Genomic DNA, 19,764 nt, shown 5'->3' on the forward strand with positions numbered 1-19,764 from the left:
AGCGGAACGATGAAGGACGCGGCGATGAACGGGTGGGCGGAAGAACGGCTGGACGAGCTTTGGGCCCGTGGCCGCGCCTTCCTGGGCTGCGATACGGCGATTCTCGGCGGCGCCATGGCCTGGGTCTCGGAACGTCATCTGGTTTCGGCGATTTCGGGGGCCGGCGGCTTCGGGGTCATCGCCTGCGGTTCGATGCCGTCCGATCTGTTGTCCAAGGAGATCGCCGCCACCCGCGCCCTTTTGGAGGGGATGGGCGGCGAGCGCCCTTTCGGCGTCAATCTGATCACCATGCATCCCGAACTCGATCGTTTGATCGATTTGTGCGGCGAGCACCGGGTTAGCCATGTGGTTCTGGCCGGCGGCCTGCCGAGTGCCGCGTCGATCAAGCGCGTCAAGGATCTGGGGGCGCGCTGCATCTGCTTCGCCCCCGCCCTGGCCCTGGCGCGCAAGCTGGTGCGATCGGGGGCCGATGCCCTGGTGATCGAAGGGGCCGAGGCCGGGGGGCATATCGGCCCGGTTTCGACCAGCGTCCTCGCCCAGGAGATCCTGCCCGAGGTCCCCGAGATTCCGATCTTCGTCGCCGGCGGCATCGGCCGGGGCGAGGCGATCTTGTCCTATCTGGAGATGGGCGCCGCCGGGGTGCAGATCGGCACGCGCTTCGTGTGCGCCACCGAATGCATCGCCCATCCCAACTTCAAGAAGGCCTTCATCCGCGCCAGCGCCCGCGACGCGGTGCCGACCATCCAGATCGACCCCCAGTTTCCGGTGATCCCGGTGCGGGCCCTGGCCAATAAGGGAACCGCCCGCTTCATGGAAATGCAGCGGACCGTCATCGACCGCTTTCACAACGGCGAGATCGATCAGAAGTCCGCCCAGCTTGAAATCGAGCACTTCTGGGCCGGCGCCCTGCGTCGCGCCGTGATCGAAGGCGATGTGGACTCGGGTTCGCTGATGGCCGGCCAGAGCGTGGGCATGGTCAAGCGCGAGGAGCCCGTCGCCGAAATACTGGCCGAATTGCGGGGACAGGCCGTCGCGGCCCTGACCCGCAGGGCCGCCCGGCAAGCGGGTGGTTGAGCGTACGAAAGGGGGGCATCGGGAGATGCCTGAGCGGGAACGCGACGCACGCAGCCTGCTTGGTCGTCTGCGCGATATCATGGCCGGTGGCGGGTCGCCGCAGGTCCGCCTTGACCTTGTCACGGCCTTGATCGCGCGCGGCCTGGGGACCGATGTCTGTTCGTGCTACGTGCTGCGCGCCGGCGAGGTTCTGGAGCTTTTCGCCACCGAGGGCCTGTCGCAGGCCGCCGTTCACAAGACGCGACTGCGGGTTGGCGAAGGGCTGATCGGCGAGGTGGCGGCCACCGGCCGCGCCCTGACCGTGGCCGACGCCTGGTCCCACCCCAATTTCGCCTATCGCCCGGAAACCGGGGAAGATCTGTTCCAGTCGCTGATGGGCGTGCCGATGATACGCGGCGGCCGGGTGATCGGCGTTCTGGCCGTGCAAAATCGCGAGTCGCGTGACTACGAGGAGTTCGAGCAGGAAATCCTCGAAACCGTCGCCATGGTTCTGGCCGAGATGCTGGCCGGGGCCGATCTGGTGGGCAAGGACGAACTGGGGCCGGTGGCGGGCAATGCCGTGCTGCCGATGCGCCTGGAGGGCGATCGCCTGAACGGCGGCATCGGCCTGGGAACCGCCGTCTATCATCGGCCCGAGGTGATGGTCCACCGGCTGGTTGGCGACGATCCCGAAACCGAAATGGAGCGCCTGCGCACGGCGCTGTCGGAAATGCGCCAGAGCATCGACAGCATGCTGGCCCTGCACCGCGACGTTCCGGGCGAATATCACGACGTTCTGGAAACCTTCCGCATGTTCGCCGAGGATGCGGGCTGGATCGGTCGTATCTCCGAGCATATCCAGACCGGGCTGTCGGCCGAGGGCGCGGTGCGCAAGGTCGATGATGACATGCGCCTGCGCATGTCCCAGGTCAGCGATCCCTATATCCGCGAACGCCTTCACGACCTCGAGGATCTGGCCAACCGCCTGCTGCGCCATCTGACCGGCGACGGCTCGACCGCCGCGCTCAGCGACCTGCCCGAGCATGTCGTGCTGATCTGCCGCAGCCTGGGGCCGGCCGAACTCCTTGACTATGACCCCTCGCGCCTGCGCGGGGTGATCATGGAGGAGGGCAGTTCGGGCATGCATGCGGTGATCGTGGCCAAGGCGCTCGATATTCCGGTGATCGGCCGGGTACCCGATGTCTTCCAGCGCGTCGCTCCGCTTGATCAGGTGGTGGTCGATGGCGATCACGGTCATGTTTTCGTCCGCCCCGGCGAAGACGTGCGCGAAGCGTTCCTTAATGGCGTGCTGGCGCGCAAGCAGCGCCGCGCCTTCTATCAAAGCTTCCGCGACCAGCCCGCCGTCAGCCGCGACGGCTATCGCATCAAATTGATGATCAACGCCGGCCTGCTGTTCGATATGGAGGGGCTGGTCGAAAGCGGGGCCGACGGGGTGGGGCTTTATCGCACCGAGATCCCCTTCATGGCCCGGCCGTCGCTGCCCAGCGTCGAGACCCAGACCGAGCTTTACGACAAGGTTCTGGAACTGGCCGGCGACAAGCCGGTCACCTTCCGCACCCTTGATGTCGGCGGCGACAAGCTGCTGCCCTATTGGAACCGCGCGCCCGAAGACAATCCGGCGATGGGCTGGCGCTCGATCCGCATCACCCTTGACCGGCCGGCGATCCTGCGCGAGCAGTTGCGCGCCCTGATCCGCGCCTCGGGACAGCGGGAATTGCGCGTCATGTTCCCGATGGTCGCCAACGTCGCCGAGTTCCGCGCCGCCCGCAAGGTGCTGATGGCCGAACTGGCGCGCGAGGCGGCGCGCGGCACGCCGCCGCCCCGGCGGGTGCGCGTTGGAACCATGCTCGAGGTTCCCTCGTTGATCTGGCAACTGCCGGCCCTGCTCAAGGATGGCGTCGATTTCATCTCGGTGGGCAGCAATGATCTGATGCAGTTCACCTTTGCCGCCGATCGCGCCAATTCGCGGCTGGCCGGGCGCTATGATCCGCTGTCGCCGGCCGCGCTGTCGATCCTGCATCGGGTGGTCACGCTCTGCGACGCCGCCGCCGTGCCGCTGTCGCTGTGTGGCGAGATGGCCTCGCGGCCGCTTGACGCCATGGCCCTGGTGGCCCTGGGCTTCCGCTTCCTGTCGGTGGCGGCGCCGGGGGTCGGGCCGGTCAAGCAGATGCTGCTGTCGACCAATATCGATCAGGTCCGTCCCTATGTGGAAACCCTGCTGGATTTGCCCGACGCCTCGGTCCGCGAAAACCTGCGCTCCTTCGCCCTTGACCACGGTATTTCCCTGTCGTAAGGCAGCCGGGCGCCGCGATCGTTGCGGAAACGAGCGTTGTTCCCAGAGGGGTTTTTCGCTAGGTTCGTGGCGTCCGCGCCGGATTGCCGCCGGGGGAGAAGGGGCGAAGTGCCCGATGTAGTTCGGTGGAGCCCGATGACGCGGCAAGATCGCGCCGGAAAACGGCCTACCCTATCAGTGTCTCGTGCGGCTGGATCCGCGCTGGAATGAGGACATCTTGAAGACATCCGTTCCCGACACCTCCCGGGCCGAGCGAGCCGGGGGCAGCGGTCAGGTCGGCGCCCTGTTGCGCGCCACCCGGTTGCGCGTGGGTGAGCCGATCGCACGGGTCGCCGAATCCCTGCGCATCCGCCAGGGTTATCTGCAGGCGATCGAAGAGGGACGCTATCAGGATCTGCCGGGCGCCGCCTATGCGGTGGGCTTCGTGCGGGCCTATGCCGATCATCTGGGGCTTCATGCCGAAGAGGTCGTGCGCCGCTTCAAGGATGAAACCCAAAGCATGGCCCCGGCGGCCACCTTGGAATTTCCCGCCCCGGCCGGCGAGGGCGGCGTTCCCGCCGGCGCCCTGGTGGCGGTGGCGCTGATCCTGGCGGCTTGCGCCTATGGCGCCTGGTACTGGGTCTCCTCGGCCGAAAAGCCGGTGGCCGAACTGATCCCCGATATCCCCGACCGTCTGGCCGCGCTGGTCGGGCGCTCGCCCGGTCTTCCCCCCGGACCCAGCCCGGCGGGCGAACCCTTGCCCGTGGCCCCGCCCCAGGCCGGTCCGAGCGGTGAAAACGCCCCCGCCGATCCGGCGATGGCGGGATCGCCCGTCGAGACCCTGATGCCCGGCCCCGATGACGAGCCGAGAGGCGCAACCGATCCGACTTCCGGCTTGCCCCTGGTCAGCGCCTTTCCGGTGGCTCCGGTCACTCCGATCGATCAGGGCGCGACCGCCGAGGCCAAGCCCGACGCCGCCGCGCCCGAACCCCAGGCGGAGGCCTCGTCCCAGCCCGAGCCCGAGGTGCTGGTCTCGCATACGCCCGAAAGCCCGTCGGGGGCTCCCTTGCCGCCGCCGCCCCGGGGGAATGCCGTCGACGAGGAGCCGGCGCCGCCGCCCGTGGTCGCCGCACCGCCGAAAACGCCGGCCGAGCCCGCCGTGACCGTCGTTCAGCGCCCCGAGCCGGCGCGGCCGGCTCAGCCCACCCCCGAGCCGGCGAAGCCGGCGCAGCCGACCCCCGAGCCGGCGAAGCCGGCGCAGCCGACCCCCGAGCCGGCGCGGCCGGCGCCGTCGACCCCCCCATCGCCGCCCGCCGCTCCGGCGCCGAGCGCCGCGCCTTCGCCCCAACCGGCGCCGCCGCCCGCCGCTGGTCCGGCGGTGTCGCCCCCCGCCCCCATCGCCGAAGCGGTCGCTCCGCCGCCGCCACCGCCGGCCGAGGAGGCCACGCAGGCGCCCCGTCAAGAGTCCGTCGTGGGTCAGCCGGCGTCGGGTGAGGTGGCCCGTCAGGCCCAGACCTCGCGCATCGTCCTCAAGGCGGCGAGCGACAGTTGGATCCAGTTGCGCCGCGATGGTGCCCTGGTGGTGCGCCGCCTGTTGCGTCAGGGCGAGGTCTATGCGGTGAGCCAGCCCGAGGGGCTAACGTTGAATGTGCTCAACGCCGGGGCCCTTGAGGTTTATGTCGATGGCGTGCGCGCGCCGTCGCTCGGACCGGTGGGTGGGGTCAGAAACGATATCCGCCTGGATGCGAACAGGTTGAAATCCGGGCGCTGAAAGCGTTATCTACGGGGTGCGAACGCGCCGCCGAAAGGGCGGTGCGGCGACCGTCCAAGGACGGATCGCCCGGGGCGGGTGCCTGACGGCCGCCGCCGCCCCCCAACCGTGAGCCGGTCACCGAAGGGATTTCCATGTCCGTCCGTACCTATCGCGACATCAGCCGCCGCGTTTCCCGCAAGATCCGTGTCGGATCGGTCTTTGTTGGCGGCGATGCGCCGGTCAGCGTGCAGACCATGACCAACACGCTGACCACCGATGTGGCGGCGACGGTCGCCCAGATCCGCCGGGCTCAGGAGGCGGGGGCCGATATCGTGCGCGTTTCGTGCCCCGACGAGGAAAGCACGGCGGCGCTGAAGGCGATCATCTCGCAGGTCGAGGTGCCGATCGTCGCCGACATCCATTTCCACTATAAGCGCGCCATCGAGGCCGCCGAGGCCGGCGCCGCCTGCCTGCGCATCAATCCGGGCAATATCGGCAGCGCCGAGCGGGTGCGCGAAGTGGTGCGCGCCGCCAAGGACCACGGCTGTTCCATGCGCATCGGCGTCAATGCCGGATCGCTGGAAAAGGAGCTTCTGGAGAAATACGGCGAGCCTTGCCCCGAGGCGATGGTCGAAAGCGCGCTGAGCCACGCCCGGATCCTGGAAGACAACGACTTCACCGAGTTCAAGATCAGCGTCAAGGCCAGCGACGCCTTCCTGGCGGTCGCCGCCTATAAGGCGCTGGCCGAGGCCTGCGACTATCCGTTGCACCTGGGGATCACCGAGGCCGGCGGTCTGCGCGGCGGCACGGTGAAATCGGCGATCGGCATCGGCAGCATGCTGTGGGCGGGGATCGGCGATACCATCCGCGTCTCGCTTTCGGCCCAGCCCGAGGAAGAGGTCAAGGTCGGCTTCGAGATCCTGAAGTCGCTCAATCTGCGCCATCGCGGCGTGCGCGTCGTGTCGTGCCCGTCCTGCGCCCGCCAGGGCTTCGACGTGATCAAGACGGTCGAGGTTCTGGAAAGCCGCCTGTCGCACATCCAGACGCCGATAACCCTGTCGATCATCGGCTGCGTGGTCAATGGCCCGGGCGAGGCGCGGGAAACCGACATCGGCCTGACCGGCGGCGGCAATCTGGCCAAGGAGGGCGCCCTCAACAAGGTCTATGTGTCGGGCATCCCCGATCACACCATCAACAACGAGGCGATGGTCGATCATCTGGTCGCCCTGGTCGAGAAAAAGGCCGCCGAGATCGAAGCCCTCGAGGCCGCCCGCAAGGCCAAGGAACCGGCGACCGCCGCCGAATAGGACCGGACCCCGGCCGCTCATCCGGCCGGGGCCGCCTTTGCGTTCCTAGACAGCGGCCCCTTGGGGATGGTATCGCAGAGCGGCCAACCGGGCCTTCCTGGGCCCCGTGATATGAGGACGTTGACCGTGGCCGCCTTGCAGCCTGTTCGAGGGACGCACGACTACCTTCCCGATGAAGCCCGTTCGCACCGCCATGTGGAGGAAACCGCCCGCACGGTGGCCGAGCGTTTCGGCTTCGGCGAGATCATCACCCCGATCTTCGAGTTCACCGATGTCTTCGCCCGCACCCTGGGCGATACCTCCGATGTCGTGACCAAGGAGATGTACACCTTCACCGATCGCTCGGGCGACAGCCTGACCCTGCGGCCGGAAAACACCGCCGGGGTGGCTCGCGCCTTCATTTCGGGCGGTCTGGCGCAAAATGTGCCGGTGAAGCTGTTCTATCGCGGGCCGATGTTCCGCCACGAGCGCCCGCAGAAGGGCCGCCTGCGCCAGTTCCACCAGGTCGGCGTCGAGTTGATCGGCGCCGAGAACCCCTTGGCCGATGTCGAGGTCATCGCCCTGGGCAGCCAGTTGCTGGGCGCCCTGGGCGTTGGCGGGCGCACCATCTTGCATCTCAACAGCCTGGGCGATCCCGAAAGCCGCGAGGCCTATCGGGCGGCGCTGGTGTCTTATCTGTCGGGGCACCGCGACAGCCTGTCGCGCGACAGCCTGGAGCGCCTGGAGCGCAACCCGCTGCGCGTGCTTGATTCCAAGGACGAGGGCGACCGCGCCGTGGTCGCCGGGGCGCCGCGCCTGATCGACCACCTGAACGAGGCCAGCCGGGCTTTCTTCGCCGGGGTGACCGGCGGCTTGGAAGCCCTGGGGATCCCCTTCGAGATCGATCCCTTGCTGGTGCGCGGTCTGGACTATTACGGCCATACCGCCTTTGAATTCGTCACCACCGATCTGGGGGCCCAGGGCACGGTGATGGCCGGCGGGCGCTATGACGGTCTGATCCGCCAGATGGGCGGATCGCAGACGCCGGGCGTGGGCTGGGCGGCGGGCGTCGAGCGGCTGTCCATGCTGATGGCCGCCGATCGGGTGGGCGCGCCGCGACCGCTGGCGATGATCCCCGCCGGTCCCGATGACGAGGTCGAGGCGCTGAAGCTGGCCCATGCCCTGCGTCAGGGCGGGCTGTTCGTCGATTTCGGCTATTCGGGCAATCTCGGCAAGCGCATGAAGCGGGCCAACCGCATCAACGCCCGGGCCGCCATCATCCTTGGCGGCGAGGAGCGCGCCAATGGAACGGTCGTCGTGCGCGATCTTGACAGCGGCGAGCAGGAAACCATCGGCCTTGCTGTGCTGGAGGAGTTCCTGGCCCGGTTCCTCTAGCTTATCGGAGGGGAGAGCGGGTGGCGCAGGAGCGGACGGCGGGATGCGGGGTGGACGGCTACGTGATGGTGGGGGTGAACCACCAGACCACGCCGATGGCCCTGCGCGACCGCCTTGTTCTTGACGACCCCGCCCTGGCCGCCCTTCTGGTGCGGCTGCGCGCCCGCGGCGTGACCGAGGCTTTGGCGCTATCGACCTGTGATCGCGTGGAGATCTTTGGTCATGGCGGCGATCCCCGCGCCTTGCGCGCCCTGCTGCTGGCCGAGCTTTGCGCGGTTGGTCCTATCGAACCGGCGGCCCTGGCCGGTCAGATGGTCGATCTGCGCGGCTTGGCGGTTGTCGCGCATATGTTTCGCATCACCTCGGCCCTGGAGAGCCAGGTTCTGGGCGAGCCCCATATTTTGGGGCAGGTCAAGGCCGCCCACCGCATCGCCCGCGACGCCGGCACCGTTGGATCGGCGACCGAGGCCCTGATGCAGGCGGCCTATGCCATCGCCAAACGCGTGCGCAGCGAGACGCGCATTTCCGAAGGGCCGGTCAGTCTGGCCGCCGTCGCCGCCCAGATCGCCCGCGATCTTCACGGCGATCTTGGCGAAACCTGCCTGCTGCTGCTGGGCACCCAGGAGATGGGCGAGTTGATCGCCGAACAGCTTCAGATGGCCGGTGTCGGCCGGCTGGTGGTCTGCGCCCCCCGGCGGCCGCGCGCCGAGGCGGTGGCGGCGCGGCTGGGGGCGAGTGTCGGCGATCACGGGGCCTTGCTTGATCTGCTGCCCAATGCCGATATCGTCGTCGTCGGCGTTGGCGGCGGGCTGCTGGCCCTGGGCGAGGAGGCCATGCGCCGCACCTTGAAGCGCCGCCGCAACCGGCCTGTCTTCATCGTCGACGCCGGGGTGCCGGGCAATGTCGAGCCGTCGGTCCAGCGGCTGGAGGCGGCCTTTCTCTACGATCTGGCCGATCTGGAGGCGGTGGCCGAGGAAGGGCGGGCGGCCCGCGATCAGGCGTCGCGCGAGGCCCACGCCCTGGTGGCCGATGCGGTCGCCGCCTTTGAGCGCCACCGGGCCGAACGGGCCGCCGTGCCGGCGATCGCCGCCCTGCGCGCCCATTTCGAGGGCGAGCGTCTGCGCGCCCTGGCCGAGGCCCCCGACGATGCGGAAAAGGCCACCCGGCTGCTGGTCGGACGCCTGCTGCATGGGCCGAGCGAGGCCTTGCGCGATCTGGCGGCGGGATCGGCCGACAAGGAATTCATGACGGTGCGGGCGGAGATGCTGCTGCGGCGGCTGTTTGACCTGCCCACGAGCATCGCCGAAACGGGCGCAACCGACCGGGAGGATGGGTCGAAGGGATGAGTTTGGAAGAGAACCTGAGCCGCGTGGTCGCCCGGCACGATGAATTGCGCGCCCTGCTGTCGACCAGCGCCGGCGGCGGCGAGGGCTTCGTGCGCATGTCGCGCGAATTGGCCGATCTCGCCCCGGTGGTCGAGGCGATCGGCCGGCTTGATGACGCCAAGGCCGAGTTGGCCGGGGCGCGGGCCCTGCTCGACGATCCCGACATGCGCGATCTCGCCCGCGAGGAGGTGCTGCGGCTGGAAGCCGAGATCCCCGCCCTTGAACACGGGGTGAAGCTTCTGCTGCTGCCCCGCGACGAGGCCGACGACCGTGGCGTGATCCTTGAGGTGCGCGCCGGAACCGGCGGCGACGAGGCGGCGCTGTTCGCCGGAGATCTGTTGCGCATGTACGAACGCTATGCCCAGGAACGCGGCTGGCGGTTCGAGGTGATGGAGGCCAGCGATACGGATATCGGCGGCATCAAGGAAGCCAGCGCGGCGATTTCCGGTCGCGGGGTTTTCGCTCGGCTCAAGTTCGAATCCGGGGTTCATCGGGTGCAGCGGGTGCCGGTGACCGAAGGCGGCGGACGCATCCACACCTCGGCGGCGACGGTGGCGGTGCTGCCCGAGGCCGAGGAGGTCGATGTCGAGATCGAGGAAAAGGACCTGCGCATCGATACCTATCGCTCGCAGGGCGCCGGCGGCCAGCACGTCAACACCACCGATAGCGCCGTGCGCATCACCCATCTGCCCAGCGGCGTCGTCGCCCAGTGCCAGGATGAAAAATCCCAGCACAAGAACAAGGCCAAGGCGATGCGCATGCTGCGCACCAAGCTTTATGACCACGCCCGGCAGACGGCGGATGACGCCCGGGCCGAGGCGCGGCGCGTTCAGGTGGGCTCGGGCGATCGCTCCGAACGCATCCGCACCTATAACTTCCCGCAGGGCCGGGTGACCGACCACCGCATCGGCCTGACCCTGCACCGCTTGCCCGAGGTTCTGGCCGGAACCGCCCTTGACGAGGTGATCGAGCCGCTGATCGCCGAGGATCAGGCGACGCGGATGGCGGAGATCGGCGGGTGAGCGACGGCGACGGCGGCGGGGAGCAAGGGGGCGGCGGTCCGGCCGAGGCGGAGGAGTCCGCCCTGGTATTGGGCCGGTTGCTCGACCGTGGCGCCTGGCGGCTGAAAGTCGCCGGCGTCGAAAAGCCCCGCCGCGATGCCCGCCTGCTGGCCGGCCATGTCCTTGGCCTGTCGCCGGGCGCGGTGCTGCTGGCCGATGACCGGGTGGTCACCCCCGAGGAAGCCCAGGCCCTGGAGGCGGTGATCGCCCGCCGCGAAACCCGCGAGCCGGTCTCGCGCATCCTCGGGCATCGCGGGTTCTGGCGCTTCGATCTGGCGCTGGGCGCCGATACCCTGGACCCCCGCCCCGATACGGAGACCCTGGTCGAGGCCGGTCTGGCCGTGCTGGAAGGCTGCGGCGGGCGCATCCTTGATCTGGGCACCGGCAGTGGCTGCATTCTGCTGGCCTTGCTTGCCGATCGTCCCGGGGCGATCGGCCTGGGGATCGATATCGCCCCGGGGGCGGTGCGGGTGGCCCTGCGCAACGCCCGCGCCCTGGGTCTGGAGCGCCGCGCCCTGTTCGCCGTCGGCGATTGGGCGGCGGCGGTCGCTGGCCCCTTCGATCTGATCGTGTCCAATCCCCCCTATATCCCCTCGGCCGATATCGCCGCCCTGGAGCCCGAGGTCGCCCGCTTCGATCCGTCGCGCGCCCTGGACGGCGGGGCCGACGGCCTTGACCCTTATCGTATCTTGGCCGCCCAGGTGCCGGCGCTGCTGGCGCCGGCCGGGGTTCTGGCCGTCGAATTCGGTCAGGGACAAGCCAGGGATGTGGCCGGGCTCTTGGAAGTGGGCGGTTTATGCCCATATGAGATCAAGAAGGATCTTTCCGGGGAAGAGCGCTGTTTGCTCGCCCGGCGCCGAGCGGCGGGTCCTTTGCCCCCTATCCATATCGATGCCAAGCCGTCGGCACCCGGGAACGGTCCGACAAAGGCGTGAGACGGTCTTCGCTTTGACGGAAAAAAGCGCTGGAAAAAAGGGTTCGGGGCGAATAGGGTGCAATTGGCACGCGGCGGATTGACCGGTGGGGATACGAAGGGGGCGCTTCCGGGAATCCCGAGTTGCTTCCATCAATGCCGAAAGACGTCGTGCGAGCCCGGCCCGGGGTGTCCGTTATGGATGCGGGGAAGGAGCGTCGGATTTTCGGGGAACGGATCGGTTTTTCCGGCCTGGGGCGCCGGATGCGGACGATCCGTCCGAAGGAAGCTCCCGGAACGGGACGGCCACAGCGCGCATGCGGCGCGAACGAGACATTCTTGAACGACCATAGGCCCGATTGCCCAATGGCGGGGCCCGCCCTGGGACCGGCGCGATAAAGCGTGCGGTAGACGCGATCTCCATGGACCTCCGGTCCCCGGAGACACCGTTTCCCTAAGGTGTGGCCGCTTTGCCGGCAAGCGCGGATGCGCAAGGCCGGGGCACGGAAAATGGTCGATCGTATCTTAACGAGTGCTCCAAGGGAGCGCTTGCGGCGGGCCTTTTTTTGGGCGCCAGACACGGGATTAACATCATGAAATCAACGTCATGAAATCAACGCCACCAGTGAGATTTGACGGACAGATGAAAAACGCGAACTCCAGGGGCCGTCCCCGCGGGCGCAGCATGAATGGCAAGCGCCCGCCGAACCGCAATCAGGTTTTCGACAGCAATGGTCCCGGCGTGCGGGTGCGGGGCAATGCCCAGCAACTGGTCGAGAAATATCTGGCGATGGCCCGCGATGCCTCGTCGCAGGGAGACCGCATCCTGGCGGAGAACTGCCACCAGCACGCCGACCACTACCAGCGCGTTCTCAACGCCCTGACCGGCCGTTACATCCGTCCCGAGGATCCCAATCAGGGTGGCGCCTATGGCGAGGACGAGGATTTCGGCGACGACGACGATTTCCGCGGCCCCCGCGACTATCAGCCCGATTACCAGCAGCCCGACTATCGCAGCGATTATCGCGAGCCCCGCGCCGAGGCCCGCGAGCCGCGCGAGCCGAGGGAAACCCGCGAGCCGAGGGAGCCGCGTGAAATCCGCGAGCCTCGCGAACCCAGGGATAACCGCGATACCCGCGAGCCGCGCGAGATCCGCGAACCCAGGGAGCCCCGGGAAGCCAGGGAGACCCGCGAGCCGCGCGACGGTCGCGAGCCCCGGGAACCGCGTGAGCCCCGCGAGGTGCGCGAACGCCGCCCGCGCCGGGAGCCCCGTCCCGCCCTCGAGGCTCCGGCCGAGGTCCAGCTTGCGCCAATCGCTGAGGCCGCCGTCGACGCCAGCCCGAAGGTCGATGTCGCCGTTCCCGCCGCCGCCGTCGAGCCGGTGCCGGCCGAGCAGCCGGTGATCGCCGTCGAAGGCGACGAGGAAAAGCCCCGGGCCAAGGCCGAGCGGGCGCCGCGCCGCCGCCGTCGTCCGGCCGCCGAGATCGCCGCCGAGGCCGAGGCCGAGGCCGAAGGCCAGGGCGGAGATGCCAGCGAACAGACCATCCCCGCCTGAGGCCTTTTCGGGCCAGCCAAAGGCCGTTTTTCCGGGGCCGTATCCGCAAGGGTGCGGCCCCGGGATTTATTGGCTTCCCCCTGCGTAAACGGGGCGTTGCCGCTGTTGCGCGCGGGCCTTTCCCACCCCCATATCTACCGTGACCATATGCCTGGAAGGGCGAGGACGCCGCCGTATGTCGGGGCGCCATGCCCGGTCCCCTAGAGAAGGTGAGGATGGATAGATTATGGATCCCGAAAAACTGACGGATCGGTCGAAGGGCTTTCTGCAGGCGGCTCAGACCATCGCCCTGCGCGAAACCCACCAGCAGGTGACGCCCGAGCATCTGCTCAAGGCCCTGCTTGATGATAAAGAAGGATTGGCGGCCAATTTGATTCGCGCCGCTGGCGGTGACCCGCTGCGCGCCCAGGAGGCGGTCAACCGCGAAGTCGACAAACTGCCCAAGGTGCAAGGCGCCCAGCAGATGTATTGGGCCCAGTCGCTGGCCCGGGTGATCGATCAGGCGACGCGCATGGCCGAAAAGGCCGGCGATAGCTTCGTGACCGTGGAGCGCTTGCTGATCGCCCTGGCGATGGCCGCCGAGACCCCGGCCAAGCGCATCCTCGCCGAGGCCGGCGCCACGCCCCAGGGCCTCAACAAGGCGGTCGAAGACCTGCGCAAGGGCCGCAAGGCCGATAGCGCCGGGGCGGAATCCCAATATGACGCCCTGAAGAAATACGCCCGCGACCTGACCGAGGCGGCGCGCGAGGGCAAGCTTGACCCGGTGATCGGCCGCGACGAGGAAATCCGCCGCACCATCCAGGTGCTCAGCCGCCGCACCAAGAACAACCCGGTGCTGATCGGCGAGCCCGGTGTCGGCAAGACGGCGATCATCGAGGGTCTGGCCCTGCGCATCGTCAATGGCGACGTTCCCGAAAGCCTGCAGAACAAGAAGCTGATGGCCCTTGACCTTGGCGCCATGGTCGCCGGCGCCAAGTTCCGTGGCGAGTTCGAGGAACGCCTGAAGGCGATGCTGACCGAGGTGTCGGCGGCCGAGGGCGAGATCATCTTGTTCATCGACGAGATGCACACCCTGATCGGCGCCGGGGCCGGGGAGGGGGCGATGGACGCCTCGAACCTGCTCAAGCCGGCCTTGGCGCGCGGCGATCTGCATTGCGTTGGCGCGACCACGCTCAATGAATACCGCAAGCATGTGGAAAAGGACGCGGCCCTGGCCCGGCGTTTCCAGCCGGTTTTCGTCTCCGAGCCGGGTGTGGCCGATACCATTTCGATCCTGCGCGGCATCAAGGAGAAGTACGAGCTGCACCACGGGGTGCGCATCGCCGATAACGCCCTGGTCGCCGCCGCCACCTTGTCCAACCGCTATATCACCGACCGCTTCCTGCCCGATAAGGCCATCGACCTGATGGACGAGGCGGCAAGCCGCCTGCGCATGGAGGTCGACAGCAAGCCCGAGGCCCTGGACGAGCTTGATCGCCGCATCATCCAGCTGAAAATCGAGCGCGAGGCCCTGCGCAAGGAAAAGGACATCGCCTCGGAGGCCCGTCTTAGCGATCTGGAAAAGGAACTGGCCGATCTGGAAAGCCAGTCGGCGACCCTGACCGAGGACTGGAAGCGCGAAAAGGAAGGTCTGGCCGGATCGACGCGCATCAAGGAGCAATTGGAGCAGGCGCGCGGTGATCTTGATATCGCCAAACGCCAAGCCAATTGGGCGCGGGCGGGCGAGTTGGAATATGGCGTCATCCCCGATCTCGAACGCCGTTTGGGCGAGGTCGAATCCGGTGATGGCCTCGCCCATCGCCAGGGTGGCAAGCTGGTCAACGAGGTGGTGACCGCCGAGACCATCGCTTCGGTGGTGTCGCGCTGGACCGGCATTCCCGTTGACAAGATGCTGGCGGGCGAACGCGAAAAGCTGCTGGGCATGGAAAAGGTTCTGGCTTCAAGGGTGGTCGGCCAGCGCGAGGCGGTGGTGGCCGTTTCCAACGCCGTCCGCCGCTCGCGGGCCGGCTTGCAAGATCCCAACCGGCCGATGGGGTCGTTCCTGTTCCTCGGCCCCACCGGCGTGGGCAAGACCGAACTGACCAAGGCCCTGGCCGCCTTCCTGTTCGACGACGAGCAGGCGATGGTGCGCATCGACATGTCCGAATACATGGAAAAGCACGCGGTTTCCCGGCTGATCGGCGCGCCTCCGGGCTATGTCGGCTATGACGAGGGCGGGGCTTTGACCGAGGCGGTGCGGCGCCGGCCCTATCAGGTGATCTTGTTTGACGAGGTCGAGAAGGCCCATCCCGATGTGTTCAACGTGCTTCTGCAGGTGCTTGACGACGGCCGCTTGACCGATGGCCAGGGCCGCACCGTCGATTTCCGCAATACCCTGATCGTGCTGACCTCGAACCTGGGGGCCGATATCCTGGCCAACCAGCCCGAGGGCGATGATTCAGGCGCGGTGCGCGGCGCGGTGATGGAGATGGTGCGCGCCGCCTTCCGCCCCGAGTTCCTGAACCGCCTTGACGAGATCTTGCTGTTCCATCGCCTGTTCCGCGAGAACATGGCCGGGATCGTGTCGATCCAGCTTGGCCGTTTGGCCGACCGGCTGCGCGATCGCAAGATGACCCTTGATCTGGACGACGCGGCGCGCGACTGGCTGGCCGAGCGCGGCTATGACCCGGTCTATGGCGCCCGGCCGCTTAAGCGGGTGATCCAGCGCTCTTTGGAAAATCCGCTGGCCACCCTGGTGCTTGATGGCCGGATCAAGGATGGCGATGTCATCCGCATTACCGTTGAAGGAGGCAAACTGGTGGTCAATGGCGAAGCGTTGTCTTTGGACACCGCCGCATGAACACGGCGGGTGAAGGCGCCCTGACCGGCGACGGATCAAGCACCGGGGAAACGACGGGGGGCGGGCTGCCGCTCGTCGCCTTGTCGCAGACCTCGGTGGCGGCGGCGGTGGATAACGCCGCCGCCCGCTACCTTCTGCGCCGGCGCGAGCGGGTCGAGGCCTTCGTCGCCGAAACCTATTCGCTGCGCGGGTCGCTTCGTCTGCACCGCCATGCCATCGGCTGGGACGTGGTTCGCGCCCCGGTCAATATGGCCCTGGCCGTGCCACAGGTGGCGGTGATGGGGGCGGCCTGGGGCTTGCGCAAGGTCGGTCAGGCCTGGAAGCCGGCCGGCCGCGCCGCCGACCGCCTGGGACGGCTGACCTTGATGCTGCCCACCGATCTGGGGCGCGAGCTGACCTTTCGGCTGTTCCGCGACTTCCTGGAACTGCCGATGGACGACGGCAAGGGCAATGTGACCACCCGCGACGCCCTGGCCGCCGAGATCCTGGCCGAGCCGCAAATCTCGTTTCTGGTCCAGGCGGTGGCCGACGAGATCGCCAAGCGCCGTGATGACCCGACCTTTCGCGCCCGCCTTGAAGGCAATCTGGCGGCCTATGTCGGCAGCCGGGCGGCGGCGGCCGATCTGGTCAACGCCTTCGTTTGCGCCGGGGCGGGCATCGCCGTGGCCAATAATCTGACGCCGGGCACCTGGGGGCTTTCAACCCTGCTGGCCGGTCTGGTCGCCCAGAAGCTGGCGGTGATGAGCTTCCCGCTGGGCGGAGCCATCGGCGCGGCCTGGTATGGGCTGTTTCCGGTGGCGGTTCCGGGCATCGCCCTGGCCGCTTCGGCCACGGCGGTGATGGGAGCGGCCGCCGTGGTCGGCGCCTTCGCCGGCATTCTGACCGATCCCTTGCAGCGCCGCCTGGGCATGCATCAACATCGCCTCAATCGATTGGTCGATACCCTGGAAACCGACCTGCGCGGCCAGCCCGGCCTGCCTTTGGTGCTGCGCGACCATTACGTCGCCCGCGTCTTCGATCTGCTTGATCTTTTGGTGACCGCCCATCGCCTCGCCGCCGTGCGCTGAACCGGTCCCCGTCCCTCTCCCGCTTTCTTTCCCCCATCGGCTCCGGGTCAAGGACCTTTATCCGTGCAAATCGTAAAAGACACCAAGATCGGAACCCGATTGCTCATCGGCTTTGGGGGAATGCTGGTCATGACCGTCATTCTGGCGGTTTTCGGCATTCATCGGGTCAATGAGATCAGCCATAGCCTGGATGTGATCAACGAGGTCAATAGCGTGAAGCAGCGCTATGCCATCAACTTCCGTGGCAGCGTCCATGACCGGGCGATCGCCCTGCGCGACGTGACGCTGGTCACCAGCGCGGGCGATGCCGACGCCGTGGTGGCGACCATCGACAAGCTGGCGGGCGATTACCAGCGCTCGGCCGAACTGATGGACCGCATGTTCGCCGAACGGAACGATATCGGGGCCGAGGAGCGGACGATCCTTGGCCAGATCAAGCAAACCGAATCGCGCACCATGCCTTTGGTTAAAACGGTGATCGACCGCCGGCGCGCCGGCGATCTGGAGGGGGCGCGCGCCCTGCTGATGGCCGAGGCGCGGCCGGCCTTCGTTGAATGGCTGGAGCGGATCAACCGCTTCATCGATCTTCAGGAAAACGCCAATCAGGTGATCGCCGAGCGGACGCGGGCGGTGGCGCGCGGCTTCGCCGAGCGGATGATCGGTCTTTGCGCCCTTGTGCTGGTCGTCGGCGTCGCTCTGGCTTGGTGGACGATCGGCTCGATCCGCCCGCTCAAGCGGCTGACGGCGAGCATGCTCCGGCTGGCCGAGGGGGATCTTGGCGTCGATCTGCCGGTGGCGCGCGGCCGCGACGAGGTGGGCGAGATCATCGGCGCCGTCGCCGTTTTCAAGCGCAACGCCCAGGAAGCCGCCGAGCTGCGCGCCGAACAGGCGGCGATGGCCGAGCGGTCGGAACGCCAGAAGCGCGAGGCGCTGGGCGCCATGGCCGCCACCGTTGAACGCGAGACCGCCCAGGTCGTGGACGAGGTGGCGCGGCGGACCAGCCGCCTGAACGCCTCGGCCGAGGACATGGCGACCTCGGCTCAAACCGTGTCGGCCAGTTCCGACAGCGTGTCGACCTCGGCGCGCAAGGCGCTGTCGAACGCCGAGACGGTGGCCGGAGCGGCCGAGGAGATGACCGCCTCGATCCGCGAGATCCTGCGCCAGATGGACAATACCACCGCGCTCACCGCCCAGGCGGCGCGCACCGGCCAGACCGCCGAGACCACCGTGGCCTCGTTGCAGGCCGCCGTGGAGCGCATCGGCGAAGTGGCGACCCTGATCGGCACCATCGCCGGACAGACCAATCTGCTGGCGCTCAACGCCACCATCGAATCCGCCCGGGCCGGCGATGCCGGAAAAGGATTTGCCGTGGTCGCCCAGGAGGTTAAAAATCTGGCCAATCAAACCGGGCGTTCGACCGAGGAGATCACCCGTCAGATCGCCGAGGTCCAATCGGCGACCCGGGCGGCGGCCGAGGCGGTCAAGGCGATGATCGGCGATATCCGCACGATCGATCAGGTCAGCGCCTCGGTGGCCAGCGCCGTGCGGGAACAAGATCAGGCGACCGCCGAGATCGCGCGCAGCGTGGCCGAAACCGCCGCCGCGTCGAGCGAGGTGACCGAGCGTATCGACGACGTGGCCCGTGAAGCCGATGCCAATGGCCTGCGCGCCCAGGCGGTCAAGGAAATCGGCCGCGATGTCGACCACAGTATCGAGGCCCTGCGCCAGACCTTGGTCAGGGTGGTTCGGGAAGCGGCCCTCGCCTGATCGGAGCGCGGGGAAGGGGTTTTGATGATTGCCGTGGAAATCGCCGTGATCGTTCTGCTGATGCTGCTGAACGGTCTTTTCGCGATGTCGGAACTGGCGATGGTGTCGTCGCGCCGCGCCCGCCTGCAGGCGATGGCCGACCGCCATGTGCCCGGCGCCCGCATCGCCTTGCGGCTGACCGAGGATCCGGGGCGCTTCCTGTCGACCGTGCAGATCGGCATCACCCTGGTCGGCGTCGTCGCCGGCGCCTATGGCGGGGCGACGCTGGGCGATCGCGCCGGGGAATGCCTGGAGACGATCCCGGCCTTGGCCGGCTGGGGGCGGTTTCTTGGGGTCGGCGGGGTGCTGCTGCTGATCACCTTTTTGTCGATCGTTCTGGGCGAGTTGATTCCCAAACGCATCGCCCTGACCAACCCCGAACGCACCGCCTGCGTCGTCGCCGGGCTGATGCGCGCCCTGTCGCGGATCGCCGCCCCCTTCGTCTGGCTGCTCGCCGCCTCGACCGAGATGGCGCTGCGCCTGCTCGGCATCCATGGCTCCGAGGGCACGACGGTGACCGAGGAGGAGGTGCGGGCCTTGATTTCCGAAGGAACCGAGGCCGGGGTCTTCGCCCCCGAGGAACAGGAGATGATCCGCGGCGTGCTGCGGCTGGGCGATCGCACCGTGCGCGCGGTGATGACGCCGCGCCCCGAGGTGGTCTGGCTTGACCTTGAGGAGCCGACCCAGGCGCTTTTGCTCCAGATCGGTTCGGGCAGCCATTCGTCCTATCCGGTCTGCCGGGGCCAGCTTGATGAGATCGTCGGCATCGTCCACACCCGCGATTTGCTGGCCGCCGCCGTGCGCGGCAAGCCGCTGAACCTGGAAGCCGCCATGGTGCGGCCTTTGGTTGTTCACGACGGCATGGCGATCTTGCGTTTGCTCGATCTGATGAAGGCGAACCGCAGTTATCTGGCGGTGGTGGTCGATGAATACGGTAGCGTAGAAGGCGTGGTGACCCTGACCGATATCCTTGAAAGCATCGCCGGCGATCTGCCCGATGCCGATGAGGATAGCGAGGTCGCCGCCGTGCCGCGGGCCGATGGGTCGTGGCTGGTGGAAGGGTGGATGCCGATCGACGAATTCGAAGACACGCTGCACCTGCGTGATCTGCGCGATGGCGACGATTTTCAAACCGTCGCCGGTTTGGTGTTGCGCGAATTGGGCCGCATTCCCAGTGCCGGCGATGTGTTCGAGCGCGATGGCATCCGCTTCGAGGTGGTCGATATGGATCGTCGCCGCATCGATAAGATCCTGGTCACGCCGCTACCTTCAAGCCAAGCCGAGGGGGATATCTGACGCGGCTCCCCTCGCGCTCTCGGCCAAAGCGCGGCGGCGATTCGCCGTTCTTCAGCACGACG

13 protein-coding genes are annotated in these 19,764 nt (G+C 67.8%); all 13 read left to right on the plus strand.

Annotation, left to right across the window (positions count from 1 at the left end; all coding sequences use genetic code 11):
• Positions 1–9: 9 nt before the first annotated feature.
• Positions 10–1,074, plus strand: coding sequence for an NAD(P)H-dependent flavin oxidoreductase (locus RRU_RS03875; protein WP_011388502.1), 1,065 nt, complete (start codon positions 10–12; stop codon positions 1,072–1,074).
• A gap of 25 nt (positions 1,075–1,099) precedes the next feature.
• Entirely contained in the window at positions 1,100–3,367 is a 2,268-nt protein-coding gene (gene ptsP / locus RRU_RS03880; RefSeq protein ID WP_011388503.1) for a phosphoenolpyruvate--protein phosphotransferase, read from the plus strand.
• A gap of 217 nt (positions 3,368–3,584) precedes the next feature.
• Positions 3,585–5,117, plus strand: a complete 1,533-nt coding sequence (locus RRU_RS20125) for a helix-turn-helix domain-containing protein (protein ID WP_011388504.1) — start codon at positions 3,585–3,587, stop codon at positions 5,115–5,117.
• Positions 5,118–5,251: 134 nt separating this feature from the next.
• Positions 5,252–6,406 carry a flavodoxin-dependent (E)-4-hydroxy-3-methylbut-2-enyl-diphosphate synthase gene (gene ispG, locus RRU_RS03890; RefSeq protein WP_011388505.1) on the plus strand — a complete coding sequence of 385 codons (1,155 nt, stop codon included), beginning with the start codon at positions 5,252–5,254 and terminating at the stop codon, positions 6,404–6,406.
• A 126-nt stretch (positions 6,407–6,532) separates the two neighbouring features.
• Positions 6,533–7,780: a histidine--tRNA ligase gene (gene hisS, locus RRU_RS03895; protein WP_011388506.1), complete on the plus strand. Its 1,248-nt coding sequence runs from the start codon at positions 6,533–6,535 to the stop codon at positions 7,778–7,780.
• Between the two features lie 50 nt (positions 7,781–7,830).
• On the plus strand, positions 7,831–9,126 hold the full coding sequence (gene hemA, locus RRU_RS03900; RefSeq protein WP_014626014.1) for a glutamyl-tRNA reductase: 1,296 nt from the start codon (positions 7,831–7,833) through the stop codon (positions 9,124–9,126).
• Positions 9,123–10,187 (plus strand): peptide chain release factor 1, encoded by a 1,065-nt coding sequence (gene prfA, locus RRU_RS03905; RefSeq protein ID WP_011388508.1) that lies wholly within the window; start codon positions 9,123–9,125, stop codon positions 10,185–10,187. The genes hemA and prfA overlap by 4 nt, the downstream gene beginning before the upstream one ends.
• Positions 10,184–11,161 carry a peptide chain release factor N(5)-glutamine methyltransferase gene (gene prmC, locus RRU_RS03910; RefSeq protein ID WP_011388509.1) on the plus strand — a complete coding sequence of 326 codons (978 nt, stop codon included), beginning with the start codon at positions 10,184–10,186 and terminating at the stop codon, positions 11,159–11,161. The genes prfA and prmC overlap by 4 nt, the downstream gene beginning before the upstream one ends.
• A 663-nt stretch (positions 11,162–11,824) precedes the next feature.
• The gene (locus RRU_RS03915) at positions 11,825–12,694 is read left to right on the plus strand and encodes a DUF4167 domain-containing protein (protein ID WP_014626015.1); all 870 of its coding nucleotides are present in this window, start codon (positions 11,825–11,827) and stop codon (positions 12,692–12,694) included.
• Positions 12,695–12,920: 226 nt separating this feature from the next.
• Positions 12,921–15,533 carry an ATP-dependent chaperone ClpB gene (gene clpB, locus RRU_RS03920; protein WP_011388511.1) on the plus strand — a complete coding sequence of 871 codons (2,613 nt, stop codon included), beginning with the start codon at positions 12,921–12,923 and terminating at the stop codon, positions 15,531–15,533.
• A complete protein-coding gene (locus tag RRU_RS03925; protein ID WP_011388512.1) occupies positions 15,530–16,600 on the plus strand; it encodes a DUF6635 family protein in 1,071 nt (356 codons plus the stop codon). Before clpB ends, RRU_RS03925 begins: the two co-directional genes overlap by 4 nt.
• A 63-nt stretch (positions 16,601–16,663) precedes the next feature.
• Positions 16,664–18,367: a methyl-accepting chemotaxis protein gene (locus RRU_RS03930; protein ID WP_011388513.1), complete on the plus strand. Its 1,704-nt coding sequence runs from the start codon at positions 16,664–16,666 to the stop codon at positions 18,365–18,367.
• A 24-nt stretch (positions 18,368–18,391) separates the two neighbouring features.
• Entirely contained in the window at positions 18,392–19,702 is a 1,311-nt protein-coding gene (locus tag RRU_RS03935; RefSeq protein WP_011388514.1) for a hemolysin family protein, read from the plus strand.
• Positions 19,703–19,764: the final 62 nt, after the last annotated feature.

It is taken from the genome of Rhodospirillum rubrum ATCC 11170 (assembly GCF_000013085.1).
Taxonomy (GTDB): domain Bacteria; phylum Pseudomonadota; class Alphaproteobacteria; order Rhodospirillales; family Rhodospirillaceae; genus Rhodospirillum; species Rhodospirillum rubrum.